Source organism: Copranaerobaculum intestinale (genome assembly GCF_009831105.1).
Classification (GTDB): domain Bacteria; phylum Bacillota_I; class Bacilli_A; order Erysipelotrichales; family Erysipelotrichaceae; genus Copranaerobaculum; species Copranaerobaculum intestinale.
In genome coordinates, this window is sequence record NZ_WUUQ01000001.1 from 681,559 (window position 1) to 695,522 (window position 13,964).

The 13,964-nt window shown below is 32.3% G+C and carries 12 protein-coding genes; all 12 read left to right on the plus strand.

Annotation, left to right across the window (positions count from 1 at the left end; translation table 11 throughout):
* Window positions 1-4: 4 nt before the first annotated feature.
* On the plus strand, window positions 5-484 hold the full coding sequence (gene pssE / locus GSF08_RS03390) for a PssE/Cps14G family polysaccharide biosynthesis glycosyltransferase (RefSeq protein ID WP_160624410.1): 480 nt from the start codon (window positions 5-7) through the stop codon (window positions 482-484).
* 16 nt (window positions 485-500) lie between these two features.
* Window positions 501-1,382 (plus strand): glycosyltransferase family 2 protein, encoded by an 882-nt coding sequence (locus GSF08_RS03395; protein ID WP_160624411.1) that lies wholly within the window; start codon window positions 501-503, stop codon window positions 1,380-1,382.
* A 10-nt stretch (window positions 1,383-1,392) separates the two neighbouring features.
* On the plus strand, window positions 1,393-2,358 hold the full coding sequence (locus tag GSF08_RS03400) for a glycosyltransferase family 2 protein (protein ID WP_160624412.1): 966 nt from the start codon (window positions 1,393-1,395) through the stop codon (window positions 2,356-2,358).
* Between the two features lie 12 nt (window positions 2,359-2,370).
* Window positions 2,371-3,333, plus strand: a complete 963-nt coding sequence (locus tag GSF08_RS03405; protein ID WP_160624413.1) for a glycosyltransferase — start codon at window positions 2,371-2,373, stop codon at window positions 3,331-3,333.
* Window positions 3,334-3,373: 40 nt separating this feature from the next.
* On the plus strand, window positions 3,374-4,942 hold the full coding sequence (locus tag GSF08_RS03410) for a glycosyltransferase family 4 protein (protein ID WP_160624414.1): 1,569 nt from the start codon (window positions 3,374-3,376) through the stop codon (window positions 4,940-4,942).
* Between the two features lie 9 nt (window positions 4,943-4,951).
* Window positions 4,952-6,589 carry a rhamnan synthesis F family protein gene (locus GSF08_RS03415; protein WP_160624415.1) on the plus strand — a complete coding sequence of 546 codons (1,638 nt, stop codon included), beginning with the start codon at window positions 4,952-4,954 and terminating at the stop codon, window positions 6,587-6,589.
* Window positions 6,590-6,704: 115 nt separating this feature from the next.
* The gene (locus GSF08_RS03420) at window positions 6,705-7,838 is read left to right on the plus strand and encodes an ABC transporter ATP-binding protein (protein ID WP_160624416.1); all 1,134 of its coding nucleotides are present in this window, start codon (window positions 6,705-6,707) and stop codon (window positions 7,836-7,838) included.
* On the plus strand, window positions 7,835-8,617 hold the full coding sequence (locus GSF08_RS03425) for an ABC transporter permease (protein ID WP_160624417.1): 783 nt from the start codon (window positions 7,835-7,837) through the stop codon (window positions 8,615-8,617). The genes GSF08_RS03420 and GSF08_RS03425 overlap by 4 nt, the downstream gene beginning before the upstream one ends.
* Window positions 8,618-8,634: 17 nt before the next feature.
* Window positions 8,635-9,609: a glycosyltransferase family 2 protein gene (locus GSF08_RS03430; protein WP_160624418.1), complete on the plus strand. Its 975-nt coding sequence runs from the start codon at window positions 8,635-8,637 to the stop codon at window positions 9,607-9,609.
* Between the two features lie 14 nt (window positions 9,610-9,623).
* Window positions 9,624-10,850, plus strand: a complete 1,227-nt coding sequence (locus tag GSF08_RS03435; protein ID WP_249805840.1) for a rhamnosyltransferase WsaF family glycosyltransferase — start codon at window positions 9,624-9,626, stop codon at window positions 10,848-10,850.
* Window positions 10,840-11,760: an NAD-dependent epimerase/dehydratase family protein gene (locus tag GSF08_RS03440; RefSeq protein WP_160624419.1), complete on the plus strand. Its 921-nt coding sequence runs from the start codon at window positions 10,840-10,842 to the stop codon at window positions 11,758-11,760. Before GSF08_RS03435 ends, GSF08_RS03440 begins: the two co-directional genes overlap by 11 nt.
* A gap of 91 nt (window positions 11,761-11,851) precedes the next feature.
* Window positions 11,852-13,960 (plus strand): DUF2142 domain-containing protein, encoded by a 2,109-nt coding sequence (locus GSF08_RS03445; RefSeq protein WP_160624420.1) that lies wholly within the window; start codon window positions 11,852-11,854, stop codon window positions 13,958-13,960.
* Window positions 13,961-13,964 lie beyond the last annotated feature (4 nt).

Below are 13,964 nucleotides of genomic sequence, written 5' to 3' on the forward strand. Positions count from 1 at the left end.
ATCTATGATTTTTGTTATATTAGGGACACAAGATAAAGGTTTTGTGCGATTACTTGAAGAAATCGATCGATTAATAAATGATGGAGTAATATCTGATTCAGTCATAGCCCAGATAGGCCATACAAAATACTATTCAGAAAATATGAAGTTGATGGACTTTATTGGTATCGATCAATTTAATGACTATATAAAATCGGCAGATTTAATTATTACCCATGGGGGAGTTGGAGCAATTTTAAATGCTCTTCTACAACATAAAAAGGTAATTGCGGTGCCTAGAAGAGTTGAATTTAATGAACATGAAAATGATCATCAGATAGAAATTGTTCAGGAATTTAAAAATTACGGTTATATTCAGGGTACCCTCTCTGTAAATGGATTGAAAGAAGAAATAATGAAAAATAATGAATTTACACCTAAACCATATAAGGCAAATAATCAATTTTTCTGCGATCAATTAGCAGAAATAATTGAGCGCATTTAGTTGAAAGGAATTGTGTATGAATACATATAAAATGTGTTTTCTTATTTTACACTATAATGTGATAGATGAAACAATGAATTGTATCGCATCGATAAAAAAATTAGTGGATACTGATAATTATGCGATCGTTGTAGTTGATAATGGTTCTCCAAACGGTACCGGAATTCAATTAAAAGAGCATTTTTGCGAAGATAATCGAGTTACAGTATTGTTGTCAGAAACTAATTTAGGATTTGCCAGAGGTAATAATATTGGATTTCAATATTGCAAAAATCAATTAAAGGCTGATTTTATCTGTGCTTTGAATAATGATACTGAAATGATTCAAGATGATTTTTGTGAAATAGTCTATCATAATTATGAAGAAAGTCATTTTGCAGTAATGGGACCTTTAATTTGTCTGCCGAATAACGATTTTTACAAAGTTGAGTATAGAATACCTACAAGAAAAACAGTTATATATGATTTATATAAGCAGAGACTACTTGTGATATTAAATTATTTCTTTATTCGGAATATGATCATGTTTTTTCTTGATCGTAGGCATGATAGAAAAGTTAGGAATAAGGAATTTGATCCTGGAATATTTAAAGTACATAAGGGCATTTTATTAAATGGGTGCTGTTTAGTATTTTCTCCCGAATATATAAAGAATTTCGATGGTTTTAATGATCGCACTTTTATGTACCGAGAAGAGGAATTTTTGTTTTTCCAATGTCAGGCCAAGTCACTCAAAATGATTTATAATCCAAACCTTAAAATACTTCATTATGAAGATGCTTCTACCAATCAGGCATTTAAAAAATCCCGTAAAAAGAATCAGTTTTTTTACAAGCACAGTATTAATTCTTTAAAGGAAATTTTAAAATATTTGGATGAGCAGCAGGATAGAAAGTAGAGATCGATGAATGAAAATTTCTGTGGTTTTATGTACATATAATGGCGAAAAATATATAGAGAAACAACTAAAGAGTATTTGCAGCCAAATTATTTCAGTTGATGAATTGATCATATCAGATGATTTTTCACAGGATAACACGCTTCTTATCGCTGAACAATTTTTGTGTCAACAGAGCATCTCATATAGAATTGTTAAGAATTCAAATAGAGGCGTGTGCAATAATTTTTTAAATGCACTGAAATTGACCAAGGGGGATATCATTTTTTTCAGCGATCAGGATGATATTTGGATGTCAAATAAAACTGAAGTTATTATGTCTTATTTTCAAAAAGATGATCATGTCAGTTTAGTTTGTACAAATGCTGTCTTGATTGACAATGATAAAAATGTGCTGGGTGATTTATATTCATCAATAGGATTTAATCAAACGCAAGATCAAGATGATATTTTTCACAGAGTATTGAAAAAGCCCTTTGTTACAGGGGCCACAATGGCAATACGAAGGGAACTTTACGAAAAGGCACTACCTTTTTCAAAGCATATGCTGCATGATCAATGGTTGTCTTATATTGCTGCTTGTGATAATGGAATATATATTTCATCGGAAAAACTAATTTATTATCGACAGCATGGAGAAAATCTAGTCGGAGTGGATAAAGGTATCTGTGAACGTTTTGTAAAATTGAAAAGGAGAATTTCATGTGGTAAAGTAGATAACTACGGAGAACGTCTATTATTTGGTTATTTAGATTTAAAACAATATTTAATAGCTCATAATGCGGATAGAAATTATCAAACTTTAGTCGATGATTTTATTGAATTTTGGAAAATCAGAACTGAGTTTAAAACGATGTCACTCTTTGATGTGCGTCAAGTTATAAAGAAATCAAAAAAAGATTATTGTAAATATTCAACAACCATGAATCCTGCATATGAATATTTGAAATATTTTTTGCTTAAATTTATGAAGTAGAAAGGATTATTTATGAAAATATCAGTTGTTGTGACAACCTATAACGGAGAACATTATATTTATGAGCAATTGGAAAGCTTAAGAAAACAAACGTATGATCTTGATGAAGTAATAATCTTGGATGATCTGTCTCATGATCATACAGTTCCCATTATAGAAACTTATATTAGTGATCACGATCTTCCTTGGATGCTAATTAAAAATAGCGTCAATATAGGATATAGAAAAAATTTTACAAAAGGCCTTCAAATGGTCAGCGGTGATATAATTTTTCTTTGTGACCAGGATGATATCTGGAATCAGGAAAAGGTTGAGGAAGTTGTTCAATTCTTTCAACATGATGAAATTTTGATGATAAGTCACAGCTTTTCGTTTATAGATGAAAATGGAAAAGGTTTTGAAGTAAAACAGCATGCTGATAAGAGTAATCATGGTTTATTGGATATTAAAGTAGATGAAAATGATTGCATTTCAGTGCCGCTGAGCATACTAATGAAGAAAAATATAAGTCAGGGATGCTGTATGGCCATGCGTTCTGCAATTGTAAAGAAATACGTAAAATTGACAGAGAATATGCTTCCACATGATTGGGAGCTTGCCCTTCTGGCTGCTGGACAAAATGGTTTTTATTTTTATAATCGGTCTTTGATTCATTATCGGATTCATTCCAATAATGCGATTGGTTTAAATTATGTAATTGACGGAAAAGCACAGGAATCAAAAAAATATCGTGTAGAAAATAGAGCAAAAGTGTTAAAGGAAGAAAAGAAAGCGCTTGATTTTCTATTGAAAGATAGAGACTTGTATACTCATAATAAAAAAGAAGCTCTTGAGAGATTTGAATTTATGAAGTTAAGAGTGGAGTGTGTAGAACAACGGAAATTCTTTCGGTTAATTCGAAGAGGACTTTTTACACACTTAATAAAATATTACTCTGTTACATCCTTTTTCGGAGATGTTCTAGCAATTTTATAAAAAATAAGGATTGTATATGGGGTGCGAGGTGAATTCATATATGAAGAATATCATGAGAAAATTACATGTAAAAGAAGATCAGATACCACCGGATGCTGTGATGAATACCTTTGATGTAAAATACGGCAAACTATTGAAAACAGAAAATGTCGTATTAAGAAATGGTTCTTGGCGGACAACATCTGATGATCCTTTTTTTATCTTCCAATTTTCATCTCCTTTTCAACAAGCCTATTTAGAGTTAAAAATGAATAAACAGTTTAGTGAAGATGAAGTTATATTTGTCTATTATGCATCTGATGAAAATTTCACACAAAAAAATACAGTTAAGATTTCTGTTAACTCAAATAAAATGTATGAAGGGGTAATATTCTTTCATGAAACTGTGCAATTTATAAGATTTGATCCATGCGAACACATAATTGATCTTGCAAGCTTTCACATAAAAATAATTCCCTTAATATCAGAAACTGACTGCCGCGAGGCTATTTTAAATAAATATTCATGTATAAAGGGAAATGGTATTGTGCTGGTATCACATGATTTAACAAAAACTGGTGCACCTATTCTAGTATGCAATATAGCAAGAAGTCTTATTGATCGCGGTGAGCAAGTTATTGTTTTAGCGCAAAATGGCGGTATCTTGCTCCATATGCTGCAACAAGATAAAATACCAGTTTTTGTATTAACTGATTTATTTGAAAAGAAAAGCTTAAAGCAATCCAAACGTGATATTTTTTCAACATTTATTCGAGCCTTTTATCAGATCGGGTATTCAAGAGTGCTTCTGAATACGATTATATCTGGAAATATTGCAAAGATATTTAAAACTGAAGGTTTTAAAATAATTACTCTCATCCATGAAATGCGGACGTCTATTGAGCATTATAATTTCGGACGCTATGGTGAAGATATCAGGCTTTATTCTGATGCAGTCGTTTTTCCTGCAGAATGTGTGAAAAAGGATTTTGAATCCCTTTACGGTGAAACATCCAATGCCTATATTTATCCGCAGGGTTATTTTCAAAAAGAGAATGCTGATAGGGCGAGTGAAATTTTGGTATCCGAGAAATATATCCTGGGATTGGGAACATTTTCATTGAGGAAAGGAACGGATTTATTTTGCTCAGCGGCAATTGAAATATTAAAGCGAGGAATAAGAGATTATCAGTTTGTATGGATAGGTGATTATGAAGACACCGAACTCTATTACTGGCTGAAATTGCAAATACAAAAAGCTGGATTTGAAAAATATTTTATATTTATTCCTTTATTACCTGAAAATAGTTATAATAGTATGGTTAAAAGTGCAAGTGCTTTTTGGTTAACTTCCAGAGAAGATCCATTTCCTAATGTTATGATTGATGCAGTTTTCAATAAGGTGCCTGTTTTTGCATTTTTACATGCTGGGGGTGCAGATTCTCTATTAGCTGACGGCAGAGGATTTCTTATATCCAGGTTTGATATAGTGAAATTAGCTGATTTAACACTACAGTCGTTAAAAAATTCAAAAGAAATTGAAACAATGACAAATACAGCAAGAAATTATGCTGTGTTAAATTTGCAATTTGAAAATTATATACAAAAATTAATAGATCTTTGGGAATAGGAGGAACCTATGAGTAACTATTATAACAAGCAAATAAGGCATGATTTAACTATGATTCATACTAGTAATATACATGAGGGATTCGTGAAGTCTTTCAATAAACGGATACTTATACAGATACATGTATATTTCATTGATATACTTGATGAAATTATTCAATCATTGAACTTTATGCCTTTTTCGTATGATTTATGGATCAGCACTGATAGCGAAAAGAAAAAGGCAATTATCGAAAGTAAAATTGAGTTGATTGATCACTGTTTGCAATATAAGGTTGATGTATATGAAAATCGTGGCAGAGATGTGCTCCCTTTTCTTAAGCAAGTAGGTTCCTTCATTGAAAATTATGACTATATATGTCACTTGCATACAAAAAAATCTGAAACTGTTGAATGGGGAGACGCTTGGCGTCATCATTTGTATCAGAATTTATTTGGCAGTACCCAACATCTTTGCGAATTATTCAGCCGGATGGAGGAAGATGAACATTTAGGATTAGTAATGCCAGAGGTTTACCCTTTAATACAATTGGCAGCAAGATGGAATGGAACCAAAGATACTACGCAAACTTTATTGGCGGATATGGGAATAGCTGTCACATTACCAGATGAACCGATATTTCCAGCTGGTACGATGTTTTGGGCAAAATCAAATGCTGTGCATCAAATATTTGAATTAGATTGGAGTCAATATGATTTTCCGGATGAAAATGGACAAATTGATTTTACACCAGCTCATGCAATTGAACGGATTTGGGTTTATCTTGTTAATGGAAACGGATATGATTATGAGATTGTTCATAATGCAATTACTGTGAAGAAAGAAGAGATGAAGAATAAAAAACGTCTTCTTATATACAGCAGCTTGAAAAAAAATGGTTTCTTGGACATGGATATCGAAACAATCAAAAAAATAAGTGACAGCTTTGAAACCATCATTTTTGCAACAGATTATTCGCATTTAAATGTGGATCCTCAATTTGCAAAAGAAAAAATAGTATACGCAGAGCATTTGAAAAAGCATAAATCTTTTGAAATTTGGCGTGAACATTTATCGACTATTAATCTGTTTGATTATGATCAATTGGTTTTAATGGACAATTCATGTTTCGGTCCTGTTTATCCAATTGAAGAAATAATTCAAACAATGGATGACAGCTGTGATGCACTAGCTTTATATGGCATGCAGACGGATCAGAATGAATGTATTTTAAAAAGTAATTTTCTGTTTTTTAATCAAGCCATTATTCATGATAATCGATTTCAATCTTTTTTTGGTAATGGAATTGACAGTATAAAATGTACATCTGAATTTGAATTTAGACTATCACGTTTTTTGAAGCATGAAGGATTCAGCTTTAGAATCTTTTGTATAGAAAGTCTATATCTAGGAAAAATGTTAAATGTAAATCGTGAATTTGAACGTCTGCCATATGATTTTATCGTACTGAATTGTCCTTTCATAATGAAAGAGAGTACTTATACTGTAACTGACGCAGTTCGAAAAGCCTGCATTGATGTATTAAAACAGATGCCAAACACGCAAGTCTATGCTGATTTTTATAATACTTACAGACAAAGATCATTTTTCGATTTGCTTAAGTTAAAGTTGAATCAATTACTGACGGGGCGGGGATTCTTTTATTAACAGTTAGTTATCGATACTTGAAATGATTATTTAAAAGGGTTAAACTAAAAAGATATGATTAACAAGGACATAAATATATGCTACTATTAATTGGTTTAAGTAGCAGGAGGTAACTATGAACGATATTGCAATCCAGGTAATACAAATGTCTAAAAATTTCAAAAGAATTTTTGATAAACCAAATACGTTAAAAGAACGTTTGATTTTCTGGAACAAATCAAAAAGTGAAGTTCATCATGTATTGAAGAATATAAATATTAATATTCAGCACGGTGAAACAGTTGCATTGATAGGAAGCAATGGCAGCGGGAAGTCAACCTTGCTTAAATTAATGTCTAAAATTTTATATCCTAATCAGGGCTCTATTATAACAAATGGAAAGTTAACATCATTGTTAGAATTAGGTGCAGGCTTTCACCCTGATTTCACCGGCAGGGAAAATATATATTTTAATGCTGCTATATTTGGCTTATCAAAAAAACAAATCGAAAATCGCATGGAAGATATTATCGCTTTTTCAGAGCTTGGAGAATTTATTGATAATCCTGTAAGGACATATTCTTCAGGAATGTATATGCGACTCGCTTTTTCAGTGGCGATTAACGTAGACGCTGAAATTTTGTTAATTGATGAAATATTGGCTGTAGGTGATCAGCATTTTCAGGATAAATGCTTTTCTAAGCTGGTTGAATTACGGGATAGTGATAAAACCATTGTAATCGTCTCTCATAGTCTTGATACGGTAAGGAGACTTTGTGGAAGAGCAATATGGCTTTATAATGGAGAAGTTGCGATGGATGGCGATCCTGCTGATGTCATCGACCATTATCTTGATAAAATGATAGAGGATCATGACAGCAGTCAAACAGGTCCAGTCGAAAAAGTGGAAGGCCAAATCCATTTTGATGAGCCGCTTATGAATGAAATAGTAGTGGATGTATCAGAACCTTTGATGGTACGCGGCTGGGCATTGTGTAATATTGCAAATACCACACTAAAAATTTATTTAGATGGAATGGAAATTGCCACCGCAATGCGAGAGCGCAGACCTGATGTTTTGATGACTTATCATGATATGTACGGTGGTGCGGCTCCGAATGCTAAATGTGGATGGTATTGCCCGGTGAAATTAAATAATTATACCGGACTACATAGTATTGATGCTATTCTATATAATAATTTTGATCAAAAAATAATTACTCAAGACAGAATCCAAATAAAAATAGAGGGGAATCAGGTGATTTCATGAATCGATTAAGAGAAATTATTTCCTATAAAGAACTTTTAAAGACGAGTATCCGTAAAGAAATCAGAGGAAAATATAAGGGTTCCGCGCTGGGTATTCTCTGGTCTTTTATCAATCCGCTTCTGTCTGTTTTAGTGTATGCAATTGTGTTTCCATATTTAATGGGAAATGTCATTGATAATTATTTGATTTATCTAGTAACAGGTATAATTCCATGGACCTTTTTTGTAACTGTAGTACAGGCAGGCACTACATCGATTCGAGCAAATGCAGGAATCATTAAAAAAGTTTATTTCCCCCGAGAAATTCTGCCGCTTTCAGTAGCGATAAGTGGAGTGATTAACTTTTTCATATCCTGTTTGATAGTCTTATTCTTTGTACTGATCAACGGAATTGGAATAAGCTGGCATTTGATTTTACTTCCGATTATTGCTATTATACAGACAATGTTGTCTCTAGCATTAATTTTGCCGCTGAGTGCAATTAATATATATATCAAGGATACCGAGTATATAGTTACCTTTGTATTGAATATGCTATTTTATGGTACTCCAATTTTGTATAGTTTAGCTCAATTTACGAACGCTTCTAAAATATTTTTAACATTGATCAATCTAAATCCACTAACTCACATTATGAATAGTTATCGTGATATTTTCCTATATCATCGAACACCGGATATGTTACTATTAGGTTGTGTGTTCCTTGCAAGTGCAGTATTATTGATTATTGGTTATTTGATTTTTGTCAGATTAGAAAAGGGATTTGCAGAGGAAGTATAATATTTGGGAGTGATGAAATGGATATAAGCATTGTAATTCCGGTGAAAAATGGCGGAGAAAAATTCAAAAAGTGTTTAGCGATGATTAAAAATCAAAAAACCTCATTAACTTATGAGGTTATTTGTGTTGATTCTGGATCAAAGGATGATAGTATCGCTGTTATAAAAGAGTATGGATATACCTTATATGAAATTCCTGCTGCGGAATTTGGACACGGTAAAACCAGAAACTTTGGAGCTTCAAAAGGATCAGGTCAATTCATTGTATTCATTACGCAAGATGCGATCCCTGCCCATGAAAACTGGCTTGAAAATCTTGTCCGTCCAATGTATCTGGATAAAGATATCGTTGGAGGATTTGGAGCACATTATCCTGATTTTGAGAATTGTAATGTATTCGAAATTCGAAATATAACTGAGTGTTTCCGTCAATTTGGTGATCAGACAAATATAATATCGCTGGATGATCAGTCTGCCTTTCTGAAAAATGATGCATATCGAGGTTACATATCATTTTTCTCGGATAATAACTCTTGTGTTAGAAAATCAATTTTTGAGATTTATCCTTATGATGATGTAAATTTTGCAGAGGATCAAATCTGGATGAGAAAAATGATGGAAAAAGGTTATAAGAAGGTATTTTGTTACGATGCTCCAGTTATCCATTCGCATAATTATCCATTGAAAGAGTATTTTACCCGTTGCTATGATGAATACAAAGGTTTATACAATATACAGCAGTATAGGATTGCCCGATCTGTCCCTGAGCTTTTGAAAGAGTATCTTAAGATTTGCTGGTATGAATTAAATTATGTACGTCATTCAGAACTCAGTATTAGCGAAAAAATAAAAAATATTATTTATATGTTTATTAGAAACTATTTTAAATTTAAGGCAGGATATTTAGGCGGCAAATATCATTTATTGGATGAGGATAAACAGATAAAATTGGATAGGAAATTCTCTCAGCAATTTAAACAGAGAAATAGTTAAAGGAGCAATCAAATATGAGTAATATATTGCAGAAGCTTAAAAATGGTATCCACATGTTCAAGACCGGAGGAGTCAAGGCTGTATTCAATCGACTTTTAAATAAACCTGTTCCTGCTAAAATCAATTTATTAAAAGATTTGGAATTCATTGTGAATACAGAAACAATCCCCTTTAATCAGGCTGAATATGACGCAAGTATGAAAACGGGAAATATTCTCTTAAACTGGATTATTCCTGATGTAGGAGTTGGTGGCGGAGGTCATATAAACATTTTTCGTTTTATCAGTATGATTGAAGATGAGCATGTGCATAGCCGCGTGTATTTGGATGCCTCTCGTTTTTATGATAATAAAGAGCTAACCGAGTTTGTACATCTGCATTATTCAGATGTTATTGATACAAGAATTGAATTCTTCTACAGTACATCATTTATATCATTTGCTCATGCCACCATAGCGACTGCTTGGCATACAGCTTATTTTGTTAAAAGATTTGAGAATACACTGGAAAAATTCTATTTCATACAGGACTATGAGCCTTATTTTTTCCCAGTTGGATCATTTTACGAATTTGCAAAAAATACGTATAAGTTCGGTTTCAAGGGAATAACAGCTGGCGACTGGCTTAAAGATATTTGCATTAACGATTTTAATATGCAGGCAGAAAGTTTTGCTTTTTCTTTTGATAAAACCCTGTATATTTCAAAAGAAAAAAAGGATTCAGTAAATCGTGTTTTCTTTTATGCCCGTCAGAACACATCTCGGCGAGATTTTGAAATTGGTATTTTGGCTTTAGAATTATTATCAAAAAAAATACCTAATTTTGAAGTTGTATTTGCCGGAGGAAGTGTTGATGAATATGAGTTTTCCTTCCCCTATCGCTCACTTGAAATTATGCCGATAAATAAATTGTCGGATCTCTACTCACAATGTGATATGTGTTTAATTTTATCAAATACAAACCTCTCTTTGCTTCCGCTTGAAGTAATGGCTTCAAATTCTGTAGCAGTTTGTTCGGTTGGTGAAAACAGTACTTGGCTAGTTAATGAAGAAAATTCGATTCTAGTTGATTTTGATCCGTTGTTAATTGCGGATAAAATGGCCTATTATTTTCAGCATAAAGAGGAACTAGCTATCATTCGAGAGAAAGGATATAAATTTGCACAGAAAACAAGCTGGGAGGAAGAGGGTAAAAAAGTCAAAAACTATATTCTGAGGGAGATAAAAAATCATGACAGATAGAAATATCTTGATAATTGGAGGAAATGGGTTTATTGGACGAAATCTTTCACAATATTTTGTAAATAAACAAGAGCATGTTTACTCTTTTGATCTTCGATATCCTCAAAGGGAATCGGACCAGGTTGTTTACTTATGCGGAGACTTTTTTGATGATGAAACGTTGAAAACCATTGTTGAAAAAATGGATGTGGTTATTCATGCGGTCAGTACGATCAATCCGGGTAACTCTGGAGAGTATTATATGCGAGGATATGAAAAAGATTTTATTCAAAGCGTGAAATTAGCAGAATTGTCGATAAAAAATAAGTTTCGTTTGATTTTTCTTTCTTCCGGCGGAACGGTTTATGGAATACAGGAAAATCAGCCGATTACTGAACAACAAAATCCGGTTCCAATTAATCATTATGGGTGCTTGAAATTGTGTATCGAAAATGTTATGAGAACAATGAATCGTCAGTCTAATGGAAACATATTAATTGCAAGAGTTGCGAATCCGTATGGTCCAGGTCAGGATTATCACAAGGGTGTAGGGTTTATCGATGCTGCGATTAAAAAAAGTCTTCATGATGAAGTGATTGAAATATGGGGAGATGGAACAACAATAAGGGATTATATTCATATTGAGGATGTATGTGATATGATATATTGCTTAAGTAAATATGAAGGCTGTGAAGAGGTTTTTAATATCAGTTCAGGTGTCGGAGTGTCACAGAATTATCTGATATCTTTATTGGAAGAATATGGCTTGAAGCCATCCGTTATTTTTAAGGATGCTAGAAGTGTAGATATTAAAAAAGTTGTTTTGAATAATGAACGCATTTTGTCTGTATGTAAATCATTTGTACGTCCGATCGAAATAGGTCTAAAACAGTATATAGAAGAAATAAAAAAGGAAGACTGTGAGAAGTAGGCATTAAAGGGATGGTTTACTTTTGTTTTATAATAATCTCAATGCTGGTATAGTATAAGGGAAATGAAAATGAAATACCCGGGAGGAAACGATGGCAGCTTATAAAAGTAAATTTTTAAATTATAAGAAGGGGATAAATACATGTTTGGTATTTATATCTTTTACAGTTATCCTCGGATTGTTATTTTTTATGAATCGTTCAGAGATCGTACAAATAGATCAACCGGGATACAGTGTTAATAAAAATGAAATACATGAGGAGACTTTATCGAGAGGTAAAACTTTAGACATTCCATTTGATATTAAAATGAATCGTCTGGATTCTTTGAAATTAGAATTAGCAGACAGCCGTGCAGGCCAGAATGTACATATCACAGTTTTGAAAGATCATAATAAGTTGTACGAAGAAGATATCGATTTAGGTATTACAAAAGGAAATATTGAATTAAATCATATCGATTACGGCAGCCAAGATATTCGGAAGAAGTTCCAGATGGAAGTGCGAAATGATTCAGAGCAGCCAATCAAATTTCTGGTTTCTTATGACGACAACGATCAAGCAAATATATTATTTTCATATTCTGGACAAAATAAGATTTATCATCAAACAATTCTTACTGGACTACTTATTATATTACTGATTGTTTTAAGCACCTTTATTCTTTTCAACTTTAATGTATCAACAAGTGAAATTACAAATATAATATTTCAAAAATTAAAAAAGCTCAAACTTTCATATATCCTTGAAGTTATGTTATTTTTAACTGTTATTTTGTTGTTGATGTCATCTATTAACTATTATTTTTATTATCAAATGATAAAAATCCCTATTTATATAGGCTTGATCATTGTTACACCATTATTCATATCCTATATGGTTAATTTGATACTTATGGCAAAAAAGGACTTATCCAAAATTTTTGTTATCATAGCACTGCCGATCTGCATGCTTTATATGTTCCTGATCATACCAAATGCAGTACCGGATGAGGTTACACATTTCGGAAAAGCTTATTTGACTTCTACCTTTTGCTTTACAAATGAAAACCATTTTTATGTACCAGAAGCGTACAGTAATTTAACACATTATGACTACGGAATATTTTATCAAAATTTATTTTCCAACACCAATTATGATGAAGTTGTAAAAAGTACATTATTAACGAGCTATAATTCTGTATACTATATGATACCAGCTGCGGGCATATTTATAGGCAGAGTTTTAAACTTATCAATAACTGGCGCCTTTTTGATGGGACGGTTCTTTAACGCACTCTTATTTATCGGATTGGGTTCCTTATCCATAAAAAAGGTTCCCTATGCAAAACTTCTATTTTTTGTTTATTTGTTAAGTCCTATGATGATTCAAGAGGCTGTTTCTATGTCGATTGACTGTATGATCAATGCAGTCACCATATTTGTCATTGCCTACATATTGGAAATGAAATTTAAAAATGATCGGATAGCTACAAAGGATATTGTTATTTTGGGTTCTCTCTTTGTTGTAATCTTATTGGGAAAATATAATTATCTGCCAGTCTTTGGCTTATTATTGATATTGCCTTCCTTAAAAAAGCTTACAAAGAAACAATGGCTCTATGTTTTGGGTTTCTTATGCTTAGGACCAATTTTATATTTTATTTATTCACGCTTGCTTACAGCTCCTTCCTCAGGTGTTTCGTCTTCTGCTGGATATATCCTAGAAACTGGAGTAAATACGCCTGCACAAGTGAATTTGGTCCTACATAATCCGATTTATTTTATAAAGGTCATGTTAAACACACTTTTAAAGTCTGGAGAATTCTACTTCTACTCTTTTATCGGAAGACCTCTTTCATGGTTAAATGTTGATGTGTATTGGGCACTCATATTTGTTTATTTTATTGCGATGTTCTTATCAATTTATATTGGCAAAACAAAGTATTATCTAAAGAAATTTGAAAAAGCATGGATCTTAGTTTTATCAGCAATCATGGTTATTGGAATATTTTTTGCTTTGTATATTACTTGGACCGGTGTTGGCGGAGATATAATTTTAGGTGTTCAGGGAAGATATTTCATTCCAATTGTTATCTTGCTTCTGCTTTTATTAAAAGGAAAGTCAGTATACAATTTACATCAATACGAATATAAATATACAAGCTTCATATTAATTTTCCACTGCTTAGTAGCGTATTGCATATTTTTAGGATTTGTCTAGAGGG

Bases quoted from the DNA above. Each gene is read 5' to 3' on its own strand.
- GSF08_RS03405 (WP_160624413.1), top strand. From the start codon at position 2,371: ATGAAAATATCAGTTGTTGTGACAACCTATAACGGAGAACATTATATT.
- GSF08_RS03435 (WP_249805840.1), top strand. From the start codon at position 9,624: ATGAGTAATATATTGCAGAAGCTTAAAAATGGTATCCACATGTTCAAG.
- GSF08_RS03395 (WP_160624411.1), top strand. From the start codon at position 501: ATGAATACATATAAAATGTGTTTTCTTATTTTACACTATAATGTGATA.
- GSF08_RS03415 (WP_160624415.1), top strand. From the start codon at position 4,952: ATGAGTAACTATTATAACAAGCAAATAAGGCATGATTTAACTATGATT.
- GSF08_RS03400 (WP_160624412.1), top strand. From the start codon at position 1,393: ATGAAAATTTCTGTGGTTTTATGTACATATAATGGCGAAAAATATATA.
- GSF08_RS03420 (WP_160624416.1), top strand. From the start codon at position 6,705: ATGAACGATATTGCAATCCAGGTAATACAAATGTCTAAAAATTTCAAA.
- GSF08_RS03425 (WP_160624417.1), top strand. From the start codon at position 7,835: ATGAATCGATTAAGAGAAATTATTTCCTATAAAGAACTTTTAAAGACG.
- GSF08_RS03440 (WP_160624419.1), top strand. From the start codon at position 10,840: ATGACAGATAGAAATATCTTGATAATTGGAGGAAATGGGTTTATTGGA.
- GSF08_RS03410 (WP_160624414.1), top strand. From the start codon at position 3,374: ATGAAGAATATCATGAGAAAATTACATGTAAAAGAAGATCAGATACCA.
- GSF08_RS03445 (WP_160624420.1), top strand. From the start codon at position 11,852: ATGGCAGCTTATAAAAGTAAATTTTTAAATTATAAGAAGGGGATAAAT.
- GSF08_RS03430 (WP_160624418.1), top strand. From the start codon at position 8,635: ATGGATATAAGCATTGTAATTCCGGTGAAAAATGGCGGAGAAAAATTC.
- pssE (WP_160624410.1), top strand. From the start codon at position 5: ATGATTTTTGTTATATTAGGGACACAAGATAAAGGTTTTGTGCGATTA.